21 protein-coding genes and 1 pseudogene are annotated in these 19,430 nt (G+C 58.6%); 10 read left to right on the forward strand and 12 right to left on the reverse strand.

Going from position 1 to position 19,430, the window contains the following annotated elements:
* Positions 1–185: 185 nt before the first annotated feature.
* The 7 genes from flhA to HDEN_RS15135 are packed head-to-tail and all read left to right on the forward strand — an operon-like array spanning position 186 to position 5,346.
* Positions 186–2,279 carry a flagellar biosynthesis protein FlhA gene (flhA, locus tag HDEN_RS15105; protein ID WP_013217010.1) on the forward strand — a complete coding sequence of 698 codons (2,094 nt, stop codon included), beginning with the start codon at positions 186–188 and terminating at the stop codon, positions 2,277–2,279.
* Positions 2,276–3,040, forward strand: coding sequence for a flagellar biosynthetic protein FliR (locus HDEN_RS15110; RefSeq protein ID WP_013217011.1), 765 nt, complete (start codon positions 2,276–2,278; stop codon positions 3,038–3,040). The genes flhA and HDEN_RS15110 overlap by 4 nt, the downstream gene beginning before the upstream one ends.
* The gene (locus HDEN_RS15115; protein ID WP_013217012.1) at positions 3,033–3,449 is read left to right on the forward strand and encodes a hypothetical protein; all 417 of its coding nucleotides are present in this window, start codon (positions 3,033–3,035) and stop codon (positions 3,447–3,449) included. Before HDEN_RS15110 ends, HDEN_RS15115 begins: the two co-directional genes overlap by 8 nt.
* 33 nt (positions 3,450–3,482) lie before the next feature.
* Positions 3,483–3,839 (forward strand): rod-binding protein, encoded by a 357-nt coding sequence (locus tag HDEN_RS15120; protein WP_013217013.1) that lies wholly within the window; start codon positions 3,483–3,485, stop codon positions 3,837–3,839.
* 1 nt (position 3,840) lies between these two features.
* Positions 3,841–4,332, forward strand: coding sequence for a hypothetical protein (locus HDEN_RS15125; RefSeq protein WP_013217014.1), 492 nt, complete (start codon positions 3,841–3,843; stop codon positions 4,330–4,332).
* Between the two features lie 5 nt (positions 4,333–4,337).
* Positions 4,338–4,796: a hypothetical protein gene (locus tag HDEN_RS15130; RefSeq protein WP_049775339.1), complete on the forward strand. Its 459-nt coding sequence runs from the start codon at positions 4,338–4,340 to the stop codon at positions 4,794–4,796.
* On the forward strand, positions 4,780–5,346 hold the full coding sequence (locus HDEN_RS15135; protein WP_013217016.1) for a hypothetical protein: 567 nt from the start codon (positions 4,780–4,782) through the stop codon (positions 5,344–5,346). Before HDEN_RS15130 ends, HDEN_RS15135 begins: the two co-directional genes overlap by 17 nt.
* A 16-nt stretch (positions 5,347–5,362) precedes the next feature.
* On the opposite strand, the gene HDEN_RS15140 is transcribed toward HDEN_RS15135, so the two are convergent.
* From HDEN_RS15140 to HDEN_RS15190, 11 genes are all read right to left on the reverse strand, one after another.
* Entirely contained in the window at positions 5,363–5,761 is a 399-nt protein-coding gene (locus tag HDEN_RS15140) for a hypothetical protein (RefSeq protein ID WP_013217017.1), read from the reverse strand.
* A 24-nt stretch (positions 5,762–5,785) separates the two neighbouring features.
* Positions 5,786–6,334, reverse strand: a complete 549-nt coding sequence (locus HDEN_RS15145) for a chemotaxis protein CheD (RefSeq protein ID WP_013217018.1) — start codon at positions 6,332–6,334, stop codon at positions 5,786–5,788.
* Entirely contained in the window at positions 6,331–6,720 is a 390-nt protein-coding gene (locus HDEN_RS15150) for a response regulator (protein WP_013217019.1), read from the reverse strand. Before HDEN_RS15150 ends, HDEN_RS15145 begins: the two co-directional genes overlap by 4 nt.
* A gap of 9 nt (positions 6,721–6,729) precedes the next feature.
* Entirely contained in the window at positions 6,730–7,779 is a 1,050-nt protein-coding gene (locus HDEN_RS15155) for a protein-glutamate methylesterase/protein-glutamine glutaminase (protein ID WP_013217020.1), read from the reverse strand.
* Positions 7,776–8,666 (reverse strand): CheR family methyltransferase, encoded by an 891-nt coding sequence (locus HDEN_RS15160; protein WP_013217021.1) that lies wholly within the window; start codon positions 8,664–8,666, stop codon positions 7,776–7,778. Before HDEN_RS15160 ends, HDEN_RS15155 begins: the two co-directional genes overlap by 4 nt.
* Positions 8,663–9,130 (reverse strand): chemotaxis protein CheW, encoded by a 468-nt coding sequence (locus HDEN_RS15165; RefSeq protein ID WP_013217022.1) that lies wholly within the window; start codon positions 9,128–9,130, stop codon positions 8,663–8,665. Before HDEN_RS15165 ends, HDEN_RS15160 begins: the two co-directional genes overlap by 4 nt.
* 5 nt (positions 9,131–9,135) lie before the next feature.
* Positions 9,136–11,301, reverse strand: a complete 2,166-nt coding sequence (locus tag HDEN_RS15170) for a chemotaxis protein CheA (protein ID WP_041922094.1) — start codon at positions 11,299–11,301, stop codon at positions 9,136–9,138.
* A 33-nt stretch (positions 11,302–11,334) separates the two neighbouring features.
* Positions 11,335–11,697 (reverse strand): response regulator, encoded by a 363-nt coding sequence (locus HDEN_RS15175; RefSeq protein ID WP_013217024.1) that lies wholly within the window; start codon positions 11,695–11,697, stop codon positions 11,335–11,337.
* Positions 11,697–12,152, reverse strand: a complete 456-nt coding sequence (locus tag HDEN_RS17830) for an STAS domain-containing protein (RefSeq protein WP_013217025.1) — start codon at positions 12,150–12,152, stop codon at positions 11,697–11,699. The genes HDEN_RS15175 and HDEN_RS17830 overlap by 1 nt, the downstream gene beginning before the upstream one ends.
* A complete protein-coding gene (locus tag HDEN_RS15185; protein WP_013217026.1) occupies positions 12,152–14,482 on the reverse strand; it encodes a methyl-accepting chemotaxis protein in 2,331 nt (776 codons plus the stop codon). Before HDEN_RS15185 ends, HDEN_RS17830 begins: the two co-directional genes overlap by 1 nt.
* A gap of 503 nt (positions 14,483–14,985) precedes the next feature.
* A complete protein-coding gene (locus tag HDEN_RS15190) occupies positions 14,986–15,276 on the reverse strand; it encodes a PilZ domain-containing protein (RefSeq protein WP_013217027.1) in 291 nt (96 codons plus the stop codon).
* Positions 15,277–15,582: 306 nt separating this feature from the next.
* Between HDEN_RS15190 and HDEN_RS18515 the strand changes: the two are divergent.
* The 3 genes and pseudogenes from HDEN_RS18515 to HDEN_RS15200 all read left to right on the forward strand — a co-directional run.
* Positions 15,583–16,353, forward strand: a pseudogene (locus HDEN_RS18515) (PAS domain-containing protein); the annotation flags it as partial.
* Positions 16,354–16,569: 216 nt separating this feature from the next.
* Entirely contained in the window at positions 16,570–17,298 is a 729-nt protein-coding gene (locus tag HDEN_RS18520) for a putative bifunctional diguanylate cyclase/phosphodiesterase (RefSeq protein ID WP_245256805.1), read from the forward strand.
* Between the two features lie 243 nt (positions 17,299–17,541).
* Positions 17,542–18,219, forward strand: a complete 678-nt coding sequence (locus HDEN_RS15200) for a PilZ domain-containing protein (RefSeq protein WP_245256661.1) — start codon at positions 17,542–17,544, stop codon at positions 18,217–18,219.
* 51 nt (positions 18,220–18,270) lie between these two features.
* Here the strand turns inward: HDEN_RS15200 and HDEN_RS15205 are convergent, their stop codons facing one another.
* The gene (locus tag HDEN_RS15205) at positions 18,271–19,287 is read right to left on the reverse strand and encodes a GGDEF domain-containing protein (RefSeq protein ID WP_245256662.1); all 1,017 of its coding nucleotides are present in this window, start codon (positions 19,285–19,287) and stop codon (positions 18,271–18,273) included.
* Positions 19,288–19,430: the final 143 nt, after the last annotated feature.

Raw genomic sequence — 19,430 nt, forward strand, 5'->3', positions numbered from 1 at the left:
TTGGCGAGGCATCGCATCTCGCCAATAGGACAAGTTGCTGATGCTCGTTATTGTTATCGCCCTGATTGGTGAGGCGAATCGGCAGCAGCAATCCGATTTAAGGCGGAGTTTCCCGTTCCGGCGACGACCTCGCGCAAGCTTCAGATTGCAAGCTTGCCGCGCAGCGCATCGGGGACCCTCGCTTTATGGCAGCAACAAAGACCGCAGACAGCGGCATCGGAGTCGTATTGGGCCAGCGCGACGCTGGTCTGGCGGTCGGCGTCGTCGCCATTCTGACAATCCTGTTCCTGCCGCTGCCCTCATTCATGATCGACATGGGGCTGGCGCTGTCGATCGCGCTGTCGATCCTCATTCTGATGGTCGCGTTGTGGATACGACGCCCGCTGGAATTCTCCGCGTTCCCGACCATTCTGCTGATCGCAACGCTATTACGACTCGCGCTCAACGTGGCGACGACGCGCCTCATTCTTTCGCAAGGCGCGGAAGGCCCGGCGGCGGCAGGCCATGTCATCGCGGGCTTCGCCCAGTTCGTGATGGGCGGCGATTTCGTCATCGGCATCATCGTCTTCATCATTCTCGTCACCGTCAACTTCGTCGTCATCACCAAGGGCGCGACGCGTATCGCTGAAGTCGGCGCGCGGTTCACGCTCGACTCGCTGCCCGGCAAGCAGATGGCGGTCGACGCCGATCTTTCGTCCGGCGCTATCGATGAAAAGGAAGCGATCCGCCGCCGCCGCGAACTCGAAGAAGAAAGCCAATTCTTCGGCGCTATGGACGGTGCCTCGAAGTTCGTTCGCGGCGATGCCATCGCTGGCCTGATCATCACGGCCGTCAACATCTTCGGCGGCGTGATCATCGGCGTGACGCGCCACGATCTGCCGTTCGAGCGCGCGCTCGATACGTTCGTCAAGCTGTCGGTCGGTGACGGTCTCGTCACGCAGATGCCGGCGTTGATCGTGTCGCTTGCGGCCGGTCTGCTCGTTTCCAAGGGCGGCACGCAGGGCTCGACCGAAGGCGTAATCGTCAGCCAGTTCGGCAACTATCCGCGTGCGTTGATGCTCGCGGGTGGCGTGATGGCCGTTCTCGCCACGGCGCCCGGACTCCCGCTGCTGCCGTTTGCCGCCATCGGCGGTGTCCTGGCCTTCATAAGCATCGGCCTGACCCGGCAGAAGGAAGCCGGAGCCCGCGCGGCCGAATCGGCCAAGACATCCGATCAGGCGCTGTCGCCGGAAGAACAATCGCGGCAATCCATTCGCGATCAGCTCAAGACGACGGAAATCGAGATCTGCTTCGGCAAGCAGATCTCGACCGTTCTGATGCGTCCGAGCAGCGATCTTCCGCAGCGCGTCGCGAAGATGCGCCGCAAGTTCGCGAAGCAGTACGGCTTCGTCGTTCCGGAAATCAAACTTGCCGAAGATCTTTCGGTGCCGTCGAAGAGCTATCAGATCAAGGTGCACGGCACGGTCGTCGCCAACGCAGAGCTTCGGCTCGGCGACGTGCTCGTCGTTGTCGGCGACGGCCCGAAACCTGACACGCCAGGCGATGAGACGCGCGAACCGGCGTTCGGCATGAAGGCGATCTGGGTGCCCGATATCTTTACAAATGCATTGAAGCGCGACGGGTTCGTGCCGGTCGAAAATTCCTCCGTGCTTCTCACGCACGTGGCGGAAGTCATCCGCAACAGCCTCGCGCAGCTTCTGTCTTATCGCGACCTGCGTTCGCTTCTCGATCGGCTCGATCCCGAATATCGCAAGCTGCTCGAAGAAATCTGTCCGTCGCAGATTTCCTATTCGGGTCTGCAAGGCGTTCTGAAGATGCTGCTTGCGGAACGGATTTCCATTCGCAACCTGCATCTCATCCTGGAAGCGGTTGCTGAAATCGCACCATTCTCGCGCAAGGCCGAGCAGATCACAGAGCATGTGCGCATGCGGCTTGCGTCGCAAATTTGCGGCGATCTCAGCGACAACAACTATCTGAAGATCGTTCGTCTCGGCAACAAATGGGAAGTCGCGTTCCATCAGGCGTTGCGCCGCGACGCCAAGGGCGAGATCATCGAATTCGATATCGACCCGCGTCTCATCGAGCAATTCGGCGGCGATCTCGCGCGCGTCGTGCAGCCGCTCATGGATGCCGGTCATCAGTTCGTTCTGGTCACGGCTGCCGAGACGCGGCCCTACGTTCACACCGTCACAGAGCGTCTTTACGGGACGCTGCCGGTGCTCTCGCATCTCGAGATCAGCCGCGGCGTACAGATTCAGTCGCTCGGCTCGGTTTCATGAGCGAGCTGACGCAGCAGACGCTTCTGGTTCCGCTTATCGTTTTCTGCCGTGTCGGCGCGTGCTTCATGGTGTTGCCTGGGTTTTCGAGCGATCGCATCCCGGTGCAGCTCCGACTTTTCGTCGCGATCGCCATTTCGCTTGCGATCATGCCGATCGTTTACGACGACGTGCGGCCGGTGGCGGCAGGCCCTGCCGAGGGACTGGTTTCGATCATCGTCACTGAAAGTCTGGCAGGCTTATTCCTCGGTTTCATCGTACGCATCTTCTTTCTCGCGCTCGAATTCGCGGCCATTGCGATGGCCAACCTCGCCGGCTACGGGTCGGCATTCTCGCACGCGATCGAAGGCAACGATCCATCGACGCCGTACTCCGTCTTCGTAACACTGCCCGCCGTCGTGATGTTTTTCGTGGCCGACCTGCATATCGCCATCATCCGAATGCTTCATAATTCGTATGCGGCGCTTAAAGTTGGCTCCGAATTCGCAGCGCCTCCCAATCTTTCGATGATCGTCTCGACGTTCGGCTCGGCGTTCAAGCTGACACTGCAGCTCAGCGCGGCGCTCGTCGTTTATTCCGTGATGGTGAACCTCGCGTTCGGGTTCCTCAACAAAATGATCCCGCAGATTCCGTCATACTTCGTCTCGACGCCGTTCGTCGTTCTCGGCGGGCTCATCATCCTGCTGCAGATCGACAGCGGAATAATCAGCATCTTTTCTTCGCTCGTGATGCAGGCGATCGCAACGCTGGGTCAAAATGGCTAGCCAGACCAAGAAGCTTGGCCGCATCGCGGATGTGTTCCACGACCTTGAGACGGTGGAGCGCGTGCGCGTCAGCGATTTGACGCAAGAGATTGCTTCGCTGCGGGCAGCTCAGGACGACATATTTCGCAGCCTAGAAAGTCCCTCGCCCGTCAACGGTCTCTTCACCGCGCTGCTTTCGAGCCGCGTCGGTCGTCTCGAACGGCGAATCCAACAGTTGTCGCGCGAACACGAGATCGCGCTGAAACGATACGCCGAGGCAGCCGCCCGCGGACGGAGCGCCGACCGCCTTCTCGCCGAGGCAAAAGGCGAAGAAGCGCGCAAGCGCGAACAGGCCGAGCTCGAGGCTCTGCTCGAATTTCAGGAAGCCGTCGGCGCGCAAGGCCGGGGTAAGTCTCCGCGTCCAAGCTGAGGCAATCTTCCATGTTCGAAGTGATATTTCTTGATGTCCGCCATCCTTCGCACCTCGGCCGCTGACGTCGCGACCTGGACAGCCGGGCAAACAGTCCGGCCGGCGAAGACGGCTGCTGCCAGCACGGATGCAGCTACGCCGCAGGCCGACCCTGCGGCGATGAAAAAAGCCAAAGAGGTCGCGCAGCAATTCGAGGCTGTCTATTTGCGCCAGATGATCGACGCGTCGATGCCGAAGGATTCCGAAGCGCTGTTCGGCGAAGGAACGTCGGGCACGATGTGGCGCTCGATGATGACGGACACGCTCGCGACAAGTCTGTCCAAGACGGGCACGCTCGGGATTGCGAACATGATCCTCAAATCTGAAACCGGACGACTTAAGGACAAGTAGAATGAGCACCGGCGCATTCGGCGAAAAAGTCAAAACGTCTCTTCCGAGCGCCAGGTCCACCGCGCCATTGGCCGGTCTGGCCGCCGCGAGCGCACGCCGACCCGCGATGCAGCGCGCGGGCATGCAGGACTCGGATGCCGCGCGTGCCATGGTCTTTGCCGTGATCGCACGCATCGAGGGCTATCTCGACGAAGAAACGCACGCCTTGGACAAGTCATTGAAGTTCGATTTCAAGACATCGAACGATCGCAAAAGCCAGGGGCTTCTCGACCTCAATCAGGCCCTTCGGCGTTTGCAGAAATCCGACGTCAATGCAGACCTGCAGCTTCGCCTTGCGACATTCCGCGAAAAGCTCTCGGTCAACCTGCGCAAGATCCGCCTGCATCTCGATGCCGTCAAAGAAATCGCAGCGATGCTGTCGGACGCGATCCAGAATGCTGAATCGGACGGCACGTATACGCGCAATATCGGACCTTACAGGAACGCACCGTGATACGGATGATCCTGCTCGCTTTCGTTGCGTGTCTTTCGACGGTCGGCGGCGTCTATGGCGCGGTCACGTGGAAATCATCGATGAGCGCGGAGCCGAATAAATCCGAAAATCATAAACTGCAGATTCTGAAGACGCCGATGGTCAGCGTCCCCATTCTTTCAGACGGGCAAGTTCTCGGCTACGTCGTGACACGCCTTCAGTTTACCGCGGACTCCGACCTGCTCAAAGAAAGCTCGGTTCAGCCCGAAGCTTTCGTCGCCGATGAAGCCTTTCGGCTGATCTACGAAACTGCGCCGAAGGATCTCAAGGTCGGCCGCAAGAATGCCATCAAAGAGCTATCGGAAAACATCGCCTCGGGCACGAACGAGCGCCTTGGCCGCAACGTCGTCAAGGACGTGATGATCGATAGCTGGACCTACCTCTCCAAGCAGGACATGATGAAAAACCATGAACGCGCTCCATAATCGCTACGCCTTCGAGGATATTCTGCGTCAATCCGAGCTTGCCAACGCGCTGAAGCTTCGTAACGTCGACGAAGCGCTTGCCGACCTCGGCGCTCCGCGAACCAAGCTCGCCGCTCGCGTCACCACGGTTGCCGTTCTTGCCGGACTTGTCATCGTGTCGGCCGCAATTTTTGTGGCGGGCTATTCAGCGCTGCTTTCGGATGCCCCCGCGGTTTGGATTCATCGCCTCATGGCGCTGACGCTGGCGCAGAGCATTCTCATCGGGGCCATCGCAATGAAGGTTCTGCCGATGATCGAAGGCAAGGGGCTTTCGGTTCGCATCGCTTTCCCGGGCGGCGCACGTCAACAACCGTTGCTGGCGCGGAATCAACCCGCACCGGAACAGCCGGCTCCTCTGCCGCCGCCCGCGCCCAAGACACCCTTCATCGGGGGCAAGCTGGCGGGTCGCGAATATATGGAATTTGATGACGGAACGATCGAGATCGACACTTTGATCGGACGTCGCCGATTCATCTCGATTGAAGCGGCGCGCGAATTCGTCGGAGCGTGATCTTAGCGCGATCGCTTCAGGCGGTCAGCTCGAAGTCGTCGAAATCGCCGGCACCGTTATGTGATGCGTCGTCCCGCGTGATACCGTTCAAACGATCGCTCATTTCGGCGATTTTCACGCAGCGCGAGGCTTCGGCGACATCGATCTTCCAATCCGGCGACGATATTTTTGAAGCGCCGCCGAGATAATCCGAGATCGCCTCGAGGCTTTGCGAAATGCGGTCCAGAGACTGCAACTCGTAGAGTGAATGCGATCCGCCGAAAGCTCCGGCAACGACGAGGTTGCCGATCAATTCCTGCAGATCGTTGACGCCGTCCGGCAGCATGCGGATTTCGTCGCTCACCGTCATCAGGACTTCGGGAACGGGCACAAGCGCGCCTGCTGCACCATTTGTATTGTTTTTGTCGCCGCTCATTTTTGGTCCGCCCCGTCAGAAGATTCAAAACAGTTCGAGTTCGCCTGCGTTGCTCGCCACGACGCGAGGCGCCGTAACAGGCGGACGTTCGATCTCCACGGTGCCGCTGAGCAGACTCTGCCGCGCGCGTCCGGAAACCGGCCAATACTGTATTCGTCGCCCTTGCAGCCCGCCGGTGCTACCGCCGACGTAGGCGATGCCTTCGTCGCGCAGAAAGCGCTCGGCGAATTCGGCATTGTGCTTGCCGATATCGTTGTGGCTTCGCACCGTTCGCGCGCCGCCGAACAGCTTCGCCTCCAGCCGCTCGCGACGGGCGCCGGCTTTGAGCAAACCGTTCACAAGCAGCTCCATCAGATGAACGCCGAGACGTTCCGCCTCGCCCGCCTTCGTCCGCGTGCTCGTTCCCGGCAAAAGGAAATGGTTGACGCCACCAACGCCCGCCAGCGGATCGCGAATGCAGGCCGCGACGCACGAGCCGAGGATCGTCGTCACCATGAGTTCGCTGTCACCGGTGACGAAGTATTCGCCCTGAATGATGTGAACCCGACTGTCTCGCCTCAACCCTGCCGTCATGTCAGCTTTCCGACAACAGCCTCGATGCACGTTTTCAATGCGGGGACGGTGAAGGGCTTGGCGAGGAAATTATTCAGGCCCCACTTTTTGCCTTCGTCGATCAGCGCTTTATCGCCCTTACCCGTCACAAGGATGAAACCAACCTTGCTCGTCGGACCATGCTGACGCAAGGCGCGCAGCAACTGAATGCCATCGATTTTCGGCATGTTGAAATCGGATATGACGAGGTGGCATGGCGTCGTCATCATCATCTTAAGCGCTTCCTCGCCGTCCTTGGCGACCTTGAACGACTTAAGACCGATTTGATCGAGGCCGTCGGTCAACAGCGCGCGGCTGACGGACGTATCGTCAACGACCATGATCGAGAGTTGTTGCATTGAGGGCATATTGGCCTCCTAGTGTTTTTTGATTGTTGACGTTTCTGACACTATTGCCGCTGCGAGGCGGTCGAGTGGCAACTGCTTTTCAACTGCGCCGATGTCGAATGCGGCCTTCGGCATTCCGTACACGATGCAGCTGGATTCATTCTGTCCGAATGTTCTGGCGCCTGCTTTGCGCATGGACAACAGTCCGGAAGCGCCGTCGCGGCCCATACCCGTCAGTATGACGCCAACTGAGCGCGATCCGCACGAGCGCGCCACAGATTCAAACAGAACGTCGACCGAAGGGCAGTGACCATTGACTCGGTCACCTGCTTTCATAACGCAGCGCAAATCACCCTTGCCGGCAATTTCGAGATGAAGCGATCCGCCCGGCGCCAGGAATACCTGACCAGGCGCGAGCTTTGCTCCATGCGTCGCTTCCTGCACCTGCGCCGGGCACAGACGATTGAGGCGGTTTGCGAAGCTTTTCGTAAACGATGGCGGCATGTGCTGCGCGATGACGGTCGGCGGGCAGTTTTCAGGAAAATGCGACAGAAGTTCGATCAGCGCTTCGACGCCGCCCGTGGAGGCGCCAATCGCGAGCACGCGCCCATCGGAAGCGTACTGCCCGTGCGCGGATCTGGCTTCGATTGCATTTTTCTGCCGCTCGCTTTCGGTCGTCAGCGGGCGAACGCGCGCCATCGCTGCGATCTTGACCTTGAACGGCAGCTCCTCAAAATTATGTTCGTTGCCCGGTCTTGGCTTTTCAATGCAGTCGACGGCGCCGATCTCGAGCGCGCGCACCGTTTCCTCGGCACCACGGCTCGTCAGCGTGGACACCATGATGACCGGCATCGGCCGCAGCCGCATGATCTTTTCGAGAAATTCGAGGCCGCTCATATTCGGCATCTCGACGTCGAGCGTCACGACATCCGGATTCAGCGCCTTGATCGCTTGCCGGGCCTGCAGCGGATCTTCCGCCTGTCCGACGACTTCGATTTCGGCATCCGACGACAGTGCCGTCGCGATCAAGCCGCGCATCGTCGAGGAATCATCAACTACGAGAACTCTTATTCTTTTCATCTCTGTGCGTCGCTTTTCTTGCGATAACTCGTAACGCCGTTTGCGGTCAGGATGTTCATTGCAGATCCGGACACCCGTTCGGAGTGTCCGATGTAGAGGTCGCCGCCGTCTGCGAGCAGGCCCGCGAGGCGCTTCCAGATTTTTCCCTGCGTCTCGTGATCGAAGTAGATCGCGACGTTTCTACAAAATATCGCATCGAACGGCCCTTTGAACGGCCAGTTGCCCATCAGATTGAGTTCGCGAAACGCAACCAGTGCACGCGCCGCTTCTCCGACGCGCATGCTGTCGGCGTCGCCTGCCACCGGCTCGAGCCATTTCGTGCGCAGGGCCTGGGGGACTTCGGCGACCTCCTCGTTGCGATAGAGACCGCGCTTGCCATGCGCGACGACGTTTGGATTGAGATCGGTTGCAAGAATCCGGATATCGAGTTGCCGCGCGTCAGGAAAGACGGAGAGAACCGTGAGCGCCATCGAGTACGGCTCTTGCCCGGTCGAGCAAGCGGACGACCAAAGTCGCAAGCGTCCGCCTTTGCGAATGTGGGCGGCGCGCGGCTCGAGAATGTTTTTCTTGAGATACTCGAAATGATGCGGTTCACGGAAAAAGCGCGTCACGTTCGTTGTCAGCGCGGCGATCATGTTGCCGCGCTCCTGCTCGTCACCGTGGACCCTATCGAGGTACTCCGTGAAGTTTGGAAGCCCGAGGCTGCGCAATCGCTTGGCCAGACGCGAGTAAACGAGCGTCGCTTTGGACTCCGGGAGATCGATGCCGGCCTCGGCCTTGGCGATTTCCGCAATCGCGCGGAAGTCAGCTGCAGCAAACGCAAACTCGCCCGTAACAAGTGGCGCGTCCGCGGCTCTCGCCGGCGCGCGCTGAACTGCCAGTGTCATGCCGCGGCCTTTGCTGCAATCGGCAATACATTGTCGAGAGCGACGATGCTGATCATGCGCCCGTCTACCGCGTACACGCCCTTGACGAACGTTTTCGCCATTTCGGACGCGATATCCGGGGTCGGCTGCATCGAGTCCGCCGAGGAGGTCAGAATGTCGGACACAGCGTCAACGAGCAGTCCGACGATCTGCTGATGAATATGGACGACAATGATGACGCTGCGCGGCGTCGATTCCGTCAGGCCCAGCCCAAAACGCATCGCGAGATCGACGATCGGAAGCACAGCGCCGCGCAGATTGATCACGCCGCGGACGTAGTCAGGTGCGTGCGGCAACGGGGTTGCCATCGTCCAACCGCGAATTTCGCGCACGCACATAATGTCGATGCAGAATTCCTGAGCGCCGACGCGAAACGCGACGAATTCACTGTTTGCAGCTTTGGCTGCTGGTTCGTTCTCTTGCACGATCCTTAACCTCCCGTTCCGTAGCGAAGCTCGCCGGACACTGATTCCTCAAATGAGCCCGTCACCAAGGCGTCGACATCGAGAATGAGCGCAACACGCCCATCGCCGAGAATTGTCGCCGCTGCGATGCCTTCGACTGTGCCGTAATTTGCTTCAAGACTTTTGATGACGACCTGCCGCTGATCCTGAATCGAATCGACGAGCAGCGCATTCCGCGCGCCGCCACCCGTTTCAACGAGGATCGCGACGCTGTTTTCAGGCTGCGCGGCGGCCTCACGAAATCCGAGCTGTGTACCGACGTCGATCAGCGGCACGAATGTATTGCGGATCGACATGACGCGGCCTTCGGCGCCGAGCGCGTGAATGTCCGTCTTCTTCGGCTTGAGCGTTTCGACAATCGCGGTCAGCGGTACGACGAGCGTCTGTCCGGCGACGGAAACCGCCATGCCGTCGAGCACCGCAAGCGTCAGCGGCAGGCTCATCGAGAACGTCGAACCCAGGCCGGGACGCGACGAAATCGAAATGCGACCGCCGAGCGCCTGGATAGATCGCTTCACGACGTCCATGCCGACGCCGCGGCCGGAAATATTCGAGATCGTCGAAGCGGTCGAGAAGCCTGGCAGAAACAGAAGATTGTCGATTTCGCTATCCGTCAGCTGCGCATCAGCTGGGATAAGCCCCTTCTTGATTGCCGAAGCTCGCACCTTGGGTCGATCGATGCCGGCGCCGTCGTCAGCAATCTCGATGACGATACGACCCGAGCGATGGGCGGCTGTCAGACGCACCAAACCTTCCGCAGGCTTTCCAGCGGCGAGACGCTGCTCTGGCGATTCGATGCCATGATCAACCGCATTGCGGATCATATGCGTCAACGGCTCAGCGAGACGCTCGACAACGGTCTTGTCGATTTCGGTCGCTTCGCCGTCGGTCTTGAGCCGGACTTCCTTGCTCGTTGCGTCGGCGACTTCGCGAACGATGCGCGACATGCGCTGGAACAGCGGTTTGACCGGCTGCGCGCGGATCGCCATCACGCTTTCCTGAATCTCGCGCGTCAGCTGCTCAAGTTCTTCGAGCCCAATGATGACGGACGACGAGCCTGCAAAATTCGCCTCAATGACTCGCTGCGAAAGCATGGCCTGGTTGATGACGAGTTCGCCGACGAGATTGATCAGGCGATCAACGCGGTCGAACTCAACCCGGATCGTCGTCTGCGTGGGGACCGCTGCCGCTTTGGCGTCCGGCTTCGCTGCCTCTGCCGCCACAGCCGGAGCAGGGATTATTTCGGCCACTGCCGGAGAAATTTCGATTTCCTGCGCTGTTATCGCACTTTCCGGCGCGGCGTCCGGCTCCGAGGCCGCCGGGGTTCCAAGCGCTTTCGCGAGGAGGGCGGCGATATCGACATCAGAAACTTCCGGCTGACCGTCGCTTTCGATCGAAAGCTCGGCTTCGCCCTCGACGAACTCGAAAACTTCGCGAACGTCCGCAATCTCGTGGTCCGACGTCAGGCGGATCGACCAGGAAAAATATGCGCCGTTCGGATCAATGCTCTCGAGGTCGGGCAATGCCGAAGCATCGCACGTTGCCTCCATTGTCCCGAGGCGATTCAGCTCGCGGAGGACGAGGGCCGTTTCGTTGGCGTTGGCGTAGAGTTCCGGCTGCGGCGTGAAGCCGATGCGATATTCGCGCGAGGACGATACCTCTTCCTCCGGCGCGGCTTCTACAGAGATGCCAGAGAATCCAAAATCGATTACGGTCGGCTGGAAGTCGATCGCTTCTTCGACCTCTTCTTTGCCGTCGATCAGCGTCAGGCTTTTGATGTCTGACGCGACGGTTTCATAGCTCGCTTCATTGATTTCTCTACCCTCACGCGACGCCTCGACAAGGTCGGCAAGAACGTCAGCGGCGCGGAGCATGATTTTCATCATTTCCGACGTCGGGTTGAGTTTTCCGCTTCGAACGAAATCGAGTGCCGTCTCGAACGTATGCGCAAACTGCACGAGTTGGGTCAGTTTGAACGCACCCGCCCCGCCCTTGATCGAGTGCACCGCGCGAAACACCGCATTCACCGTTTCGGAATCGGTGCTGCCTTCGTCCATCGCCAGCAAGCCCATTTCCATTTCGGAGAGCTGTTCTTCGCACTCCTGAAAAAAGGTCTGCCGAATTGCCGCCATTGAATCCACGACCGTCACCCCCTGATTGCCGTGTTAAGCCGCAACGCGCCGGATGGCGGCGATGAGTTTCGTCGGTTCGAATGGCTTGACGATCCATCCCGTTGCGCCGGCTTCTTTGGCGCGCTGCTTTTTCGCCGCGTCGCTTTCCGTCGTCAGAACGAGGATCGGAACCTTCCGGTACCGATTGTCCTTACGCACCGCTTCGATGAGACCGAAGCCGTCCATCTTCGGCATGTTGATATCAGTGACGATGACGTCGGGCGTCGACTGCTGGAGAACGTCGAGACCGTCGACGCCGTCGACCGCCTGCACGACATTAAAACCGGCTTCAACAAGCGCCATTCGCAGCATGTCGCGCATCGTGCGCGAGTCGTCGACCGTGAGAATCGTTTGCATTACTGATGTCCTTCAAGCAGCAGCTCTTGATGCGGCAGTCCAACGAGCGCGATCGTCTCGAGAAATTCGGAGCTTGGGTTTTCCAGGCGGTAGCTGAGGCCGTCGCGCTGCCATGATCGTGCGGCGGCGACGAGCACCTGCAACGACTGCACGCCCACGCGTCGAACCTGGCTTGCATCGACGGCGATGGCGTTGCCACGCTGCGACAGCAGCATCTCCTTGATCGTGATCGCGGCCGCCGAGTCGAGACAATCCGGTAGCATCAACGGCTGCGACGGCTGATCCTGCGCAATCGGTGGCGCCGTCGATATTGATGCTTCGTCCGCAGCAAGTTCGAAGGTATCCATCGTGACCGCTATGGTGTCCGAACCGGCTTTCGCCTTTGATCCCTTGGCGGCAGCCGCTTTCTTGCGTCCACCGTTCGGGACAGCTGATTTCGTTTTTGCGCGAGGCATTAGAATTCCTCCCATCCGGCATCAGCGCCTGCAGCGGCGTGCGAACGGCCGCCGCCGTTTGCGGCTACTTTCGCCCGGCCGGCCGAGTTGCTGACACGCACTGCCGGCTTTGCCGCTTCGCGTCGTGGCGCAATGTTAACGACGGTCTCATCGCCGGTCTTGAAACGGCTCACGAGCGTTGCGAGTTCTTCGGTCTGCTGCGCCAACGTTTGCGTCGCCGCTGTCGCTTCTTCGACCATCGCCGCGTTCTGCTGCGTCACCTGATCCATTTCGTTGACGGCAGTATTCACCTGCTCCAGCCCGTGCGCCTGCTCGTTTGCGCTTGCCGCGATTTCGCTGACGATCGAATTGATTTCCGCGACCTGCGTGACAATCCGTGTGAGAGCGAGGCCGGTCTCACCGACAAGCTGCACGCCCTGCGAGACCTGTCCCGTGGAAGCCGAGATCAATCCTTTGATCTCTTTCGCGGCTTCGGCAGAGCGTTGCGCCAATGCTCGGACTTCCGACGCGACGACCGCGAACCCACGACCCGCGTCGCCGGCACGCGCGGCTTCGACGCCGGCATTCAAGGCGAGAAGGTTTGTCTGGAATGCAATCTCGTCGATCACGCCGATGATCTGGCTGATTTGCTTCGATGAGCTTTCGATGCCGTTCATCGCTTCGATCGCCCGACGCACCACTTCGCCACTCTTCTCGGCATCCGTTTTGGCGACGGAGACCGTTTCACGAGCATGCGTTGCACCACGCGCCGTCTTGTTGACCGTGTCGGTGATTTCCTTGACCGCTGCTGCCGTCTCTTCGAGGCTGGCCGCCTGGTTCTCGGTCCGGCGCGAAAGATCGTCCGACGCCTGCGAGATTTCACCCGTTCCAAGCTTGATGCTGGCCGCGCCTTTTTTGACCAGAGAAATCGTACTTTTCAGCGTCGTCGCTGCGGAGTTGAAGTCCGCCTTCAGCTTTGCGAACTCCGGCGCAACGTCGATATAGAGACCCGTTTCGAGATCGCCGGCAGCGAGTTCCGAAAGGGCGGCGCCTAAAGACTCGACGACAACGTTGATCTGCGTTTCGGCTTCGCGTTTCTGAACCTGCGCCTGCTCCAGCTGGCTCATCATCAGGTTCATCTGACTGATGATCGGCTCATATTCGGAGATGACCTTTTCCGTAATATGATGATCGAAATCGCCGCGAGAGATGCGATCTGCCGCCATCGTGAACGCATCCATGAAGCGTTCATGCTCGCGGGCATAATGATCGCCTTGCTCCTGCTGCTGTTTTGCCGCCTCGACAGCCGCATCCGTCATTGTTTTCTGCTCGACCGCGGCTTCCTTGAAGCGCGCGAGCGCCTGGGCGATCTGGCCGTTCTCATTGCGATCCGTCAGGCACGGGATCTCGACGCTGAGATCCTTCTTGCTGATCTGATCCATAGCGCTGACGAGGCTCGTGAGCCGCTTTGACATGCCTCTCGCGAGGGCCGTCACAACGCCGACCGCTAAAATGGTCGCCGCGAGAAGCAAAGCGAGGGTGCGATACAGCCCGGTTTGCGCCTCGTTATTGCGATCCTCCGCCAGCTGAATGAACAGCTCGCCCGCATTAGCCGCCATGACGGCTGTTGCCTTATGTGCCGCGCTCACAGTGGCGATCACATCGGCACCGAGAGCTGGACGCTGATAGTTGGCGGTCTTGATCGCAGACGCGATTTGTTCGATGTGAGCGATAAGTTGAATGCCTGCATCTGCCAGGGCGCGCTCCTCGCCATTGGCGGCATCCATTGTCTTGATATCGGCAAGCGGCTTGCGCAGATGTTCCACTGCTCCATTTAGCGCGGCATAGTCGATCGCAAGCGCAGCTTCGCTGGCTTCCGGTGCAGTCAGCGTGCTGCGAAGACTGACCAAGTTTTGCGCGATCGCCGGTAGGCTTTCAGTGAAAATCTTCTGAGCGTTGTGCGTATCCGCCGACAAATCTGCGGACATTGCCGATGCGTCGGCGATGGTGTTCAGCAATTCCGATCCGGCCTTGCTTTTCTCGTTCGCGGTTTTGGCATTGGCAAATATATCGACGGCCGACTCGACTCCGAGATCACGGCCGGTCGTTCGTGCAAGTGTCGCCAACCGGCTGCTCATTCCAGAGGCGCCAGTCTGGTCGCCGCTCATCTCGTCCCAGACGGCTCGAGCGAGCTTAGCGCCCTCGACCTCCTTCTGAAGTTCATTGATCTGTGTGCGCTTCTGGTCCGCATACATGTACATCTGACCGAGCGACGGAATCAGAAATACAGCCGATATAAGCGCAAGCCGACGCGGCATTGACCATTTGCTATTGATATGCCCGATGACCATTTTTTTTGACCTGGTTTGATGTGGCGGTGGGGAGGCGGCTTGCTAGAATCGATAGCCGATGCGCATTCGGAAACGGCCTCACAGTCGAGGCGCGTTGGTTCGTCAGCGCTGCTGGAATGGACGTTCGCTTTGCGATGGAGCGCACTGGCGCAGCGAATAGCGGAAGCTGCAGCCGCGAGTTACGCAGGATCGAAGATCATATCGATCGATTGAATTCGCGCGCATCGGCACGGCGGCCGATGATCGTGTGATAGGCGCCATCGTCTTGTTCCTGCTTCTTTGAGCTCGGAACATGTCGGGTTGTAGCCGACACGGTTGCGCGGCGTCATGCCTATGATTTCAACTATCAAGCAACCGTTCGGCAAAAATAATTCGCAATGTTATCGAATTGGTTTACGCCGCGAAAATGATGTATTTATTTTCTTGATACCGCGATCGCCTTGCGATTATGCGAGTCTTTTCAAGGCTCGGGCGATCCATTCTTTCTAACTTTATTTTTCTGACTAGCGCGTCGCCCAGGAAATTCGACGCGGCGGCTTTATGTATTTGACGCCAATATAAACGCCTTCCGAATGCGCCAAACGGCATTTCACGACGAAATCGTCGCCCGGGATTTCGAGTTCCAAATCCGGCCCAACAGCGGCCGTTTCCGTGAGCTTGATTCGCGCGCCAGCATCGGAAAAATCTACAACTGCGCCCGGCAAACGCCGGCCATCACTCGTGACAATGACTGCCGATTTGAATACCGACCGTCTCCCGAATTGCCGTCGCTCCGGCCTCTTATCAATAGGCAAGACACCCTCGTTTTAAGATTTGAGATGACCATTGCGCGAATTGCTTGCAGGGCTCTTAAAACGCCTTTTCGCCTTCTATCCAATTGGCTCGCCGGGTTGCATCTGAATCTCTATTTGCGTCTTCGAATTTCAATGCAAACTCTGCTTTTTTCAAATGGCGCTTCCGCGACCCCGCTTTGCCTCCTTTCGAAACTCGACTAAGGCAACGTTAAGATGTTTCCATCAAATTGTTCGTATCGGATCGGCGCATATCACCGCTAATGGTGAGATCGCTTGTGCGGCATTCCTATCTCGGCACGTGGCGGCATGGCTCTCAATTTCGACGGTTTAGCGTCTAATGCTGCGGTCGCCCGCTCCTCCGGCCGGCGCCGGCCTGCAAACGTGAATTTCGCGGAAACGTCGTGGGGGCGGCGCGGCTTTGCCTCTGCCCTTGACCAATTCGGCGTTATTTCGATCACCGATCCAAATGGCCGGATTCTTCACGTCAATGACGCTTTTGCGCGGCTTAGCGGATACTCTCGAAGCGAACTCATTGGCGAATCGCACGCGATCCTGAATTCATCGCATCACCCTTCGGCCTTTTGGGCTGATGCCTATCGCACGCTGAAGGCTGGACGGCCTTGGCGCTCGCAGGTGATGAACCGTTGCAAGAACGGCCGTACCTACTGGATTGACGCACTGATCGTTCCACTCATCAGCCGCAACGGCCTCAAAGGGTACCTGTCGGTTCAGCGCGATATCACTGAGCTTCTGCGCCTGCGCAGCGAACTGGACGTCAACTCCGCGCTGCTCCGGACCATCGTCGACAATTTCCCCGGAAGCGTTGCTGCCTTCGACAAGGATCACAACCTTCTTCTTTGTAATGACCGCCAACTCGACGTCATCAGCTGCTCTAGCGAGACAATCGGCGATTTCCCGCAGAACGCTGAGGATTTCTATCGCGCTGAAGCGCGACGCAACGAATGCGCGGCTGCCGACATCGAAGCTTACGTCCGCAACCAAATCGCAGCGGCCACCGGCCCGGTTGCCCAGAGCATTGAGCGCCGCCACTCCGACGGATCCGTCACGGCTACCCGCACCATTCCTCTCCCGCGAGGCGGATTTGTCAGCATAGTGACTGATGCCTCAAGTTGCAGACAATCTTTGGCGGCATCTAGCCAGCCATCTCACGACGACGCTCAAATCGAGCCGCTTGAACGTTCTACTTCCTTGACCGGCGCACAAGAGAACGCCGCATTTTTTGGACCACTTAGTGACGGGCAGCACGACCAGCGCATGCAAATGGAAACGGAGATGCGGGAAGCTCTCGCCAATAATGCGTTCGAGCTTCACTATCAGCCCATCGTCAACATCAAGACGCGCAAGATCGTCGGCTGCGAAGCGCTGATCCGCTGGCGTCACCCCGAGCGCGGCCTGATCCCGGCATCGGAATTCATTCCCGTTGCGGAAGAGTGCGGCATCATTGGACAGATCGGCGACTGGGTTCTCAAGACAGCGTGCGCCGAAGCGAGCCGATGGCCCGACGACATTTGGATCGCAGTCAACATCTCCGCAGCTCAGTTCAGTGGCGGGAATCTCGTTGATAAGATCTTGGCGCTCTCAAAACGATTGCCAGCCTCTCGCCTTGTCCTCGAAATCACCGAAACGCTTTTGATGAAGGACCGTGATAGCGCTGCGGCAACACTCGAGCGGCTCAAAAAGCTTGGCGTGCGGTTTGCCATCGACGATTTCGGAACAGGGTTTTCGTCTCTGAGCTATCTGCAGAGTTTCCCGTTCGACAAAATCAAGATCGATCGTTCGTTTGTTTCGAACACTGCCAATCAAAAGCGCTCGGCAACGTTGCGTCGCTCGATCATTCAGCTTGGCTACAATCTCGGGATGACGAGCGTCGCCGAGGGCGTCGAAACCAAGCAACAGCTGGATCTGCTGCGCGCAGAGGGATGCATCGAAGCGCAGGGCTTTCTGTTCTCGCCTGCGGTTCCGTCAGAAAAAATTCGCGAGCTGTTTTCGCAACCGCTGTGAATCTGGAAGAACAATTTCCAAGCGCGTGCGAAATATGAATACGTGGGGAATGTCGCAATGCTGGGGGCACTGTTAAAATCTTCCGAGCCTGTCAAACCGCGGCGTGCCACGCCATCGGCGAGCGGCACGGCGGATGGCTTTGCACGATTTGAAGCTCTCGTTTGCGAGTTTCATTGGACGGCTCTGCAGATCGGTGGGATCGCGTCCTGTCTGAATGCGAGCCTGGCGTCGCGACGGAGCTGGATGCTACGTGCATGCAATAATCTAGTTCCTGTCGAGTCGCCGATCGTCAAGATTGCTTTACGCTCCTGGCAGGACATTGGTCTGCCGCGCGAGCTCGCAGCCGCCGTTGCACGCGCCTACTTCGATCTCGCCGACGCCAAAAAGCTTACGATGCCGCTGCTCGACAGCGCGGGACTTTTCGCCGGTCCGCAAATTCCGCTCGCTAAGCTCGAGCAGATCGCCGTCGTGTGGCGAAAACTTGCGGAGGATTGTCGCGACGCCGTCTTGAACCTTGAGCCGGAAACGCGCTGGCGCCTCAACGGCGCCTATACTGGAAATGCTCTCGTGCTCAGTAGATTGCTGAAAGAGGCCATCACCGGATCACAGACGTGCATCAATCAGCAGGGCGAAGTGGCGTTGCCGATCCTGCCGCAACGACGGCAAAGCCCGCGATTTTCCACGCCGCAGCCGTGTAAGATCTTCTCGCAGGCGGGCGCTTTTTCCGCGTTTGTTCGTGATACTTCGAGGAACGATTTAAACGTCGATTGCGATCAGGAGTTTCGCCTGAAAGATGCGGTCGTCGTTATCCTGCGGAACGGCCGCAAGGTCCCGGGTTTGATCGTGTGGTCCAAGAATGGCAAGGCTGGCGTCCGTTTCGACTGCCCGCTCGCCGACAACGATCCTTTAATATCCGGCTGACGCTTTGTGCGCGGGATGCGCGTCGCGCCCGCTTTATCTCATCGCATAGGCTTAATCGCTGTCCGATTTCACGCAATTGCGGCCATCCGCTTTTGCTTCGTAGAGTTTCGCGTCGGCACGCTCGAGTAGGGACTCGGGGCCGTCTCCGGGACGAAGCTCGGCGATGCCGAAGGATGCCGTAACCGTACCGATCGGCTTGCCGGTCCGATGGTGCATCCATTTCTTGCGTTGCAGTTCGTCGCGAATTTGTTCGCCAAGATTATCCGCGCCCTCGATCTGAGTTTGCGGCAGCAGGACGACAAATTCTTCTCCGCCGTAGCGGACAGCTGTATCGCGGCCCTTGATATTCTTCGACAGAAGTTCACCGAACCGCCTGAGAATTTCGTCGCCCACGGTATGGCCAAACGTATCGTTGATTTTCTTGAAGTGATCCACGTCGGCCATGATAAGGCAAAGGGGCTCGTTGAGTTCCGACGCCGCCTTCACCTCGCGGGGCAGGTTGGCTTCGAGCCAGTGGCGGTTTTTGAGTTGCGTCACGGCATCGAGCATACCGAGATACTGACTCTCGCTCAGGCTGGATCGTAGCTTTTCGATCTGTGTTTGCGATTGCTGCAAGCGCGCGTTCAAGACGTCGACTTCGCTGCGAATCTTCGTGTTTTCGGCGATCAGGCGCTGCACAACACCTCTCACCTGATCCGGCGTCGTCAGCGATGGAAGCGTCTTGTTGACCTTTGCCAGAACTTCGGAATGCAGGCTGCTGACATCGGTATGCTGGCGCAACAGGCCCAACAGCACCAACACCTCGTCATCCAGTTCCTGACCAACTTTTTCGATACGGTTTGACGCGGCGTCGTTATCCTTTTTGCGGCGGATTTCGTTGCCGGTTAAAAACTGCCAAGCGCCAAACATGAATGCGACGAAGCAAACCGAAATGGTTCCGGCCAATGCCGCAATGGCCATCGGGTGCGATCCGAGGCGAATGATGCGGCCGCGAGAATCGACCTCCGCAACCTGCCAGCTGATGTCGGACCACTCCGCCCAGGTTGTAAGACCGAAGTCGCTCCGCATCCACAAAGTCCATAGGAAGTAAGCAGAGGCTACAGCAACGAGGCTCGTAATCATGATCACGGCCGAAAATGGAAACTGCCTTGAAGTTATCGTGCCCATAGACCACCGCTCAATCGAGATCGAGATGCAATATATCCGGTTGC

The sequence above is a fragment of the Hyphomicrobium denitrificans ATCC 51888 genome (assembly GCF_000143145.1).
GTDB classification, from domain to species: Bacteria; Pseudomonadota; Alphaproteobacteria; order Rhizobiales; family Hyphomicrobiaceae; genus Hyphomicrobium_B; species Hyphomicrobium_B denitrificans.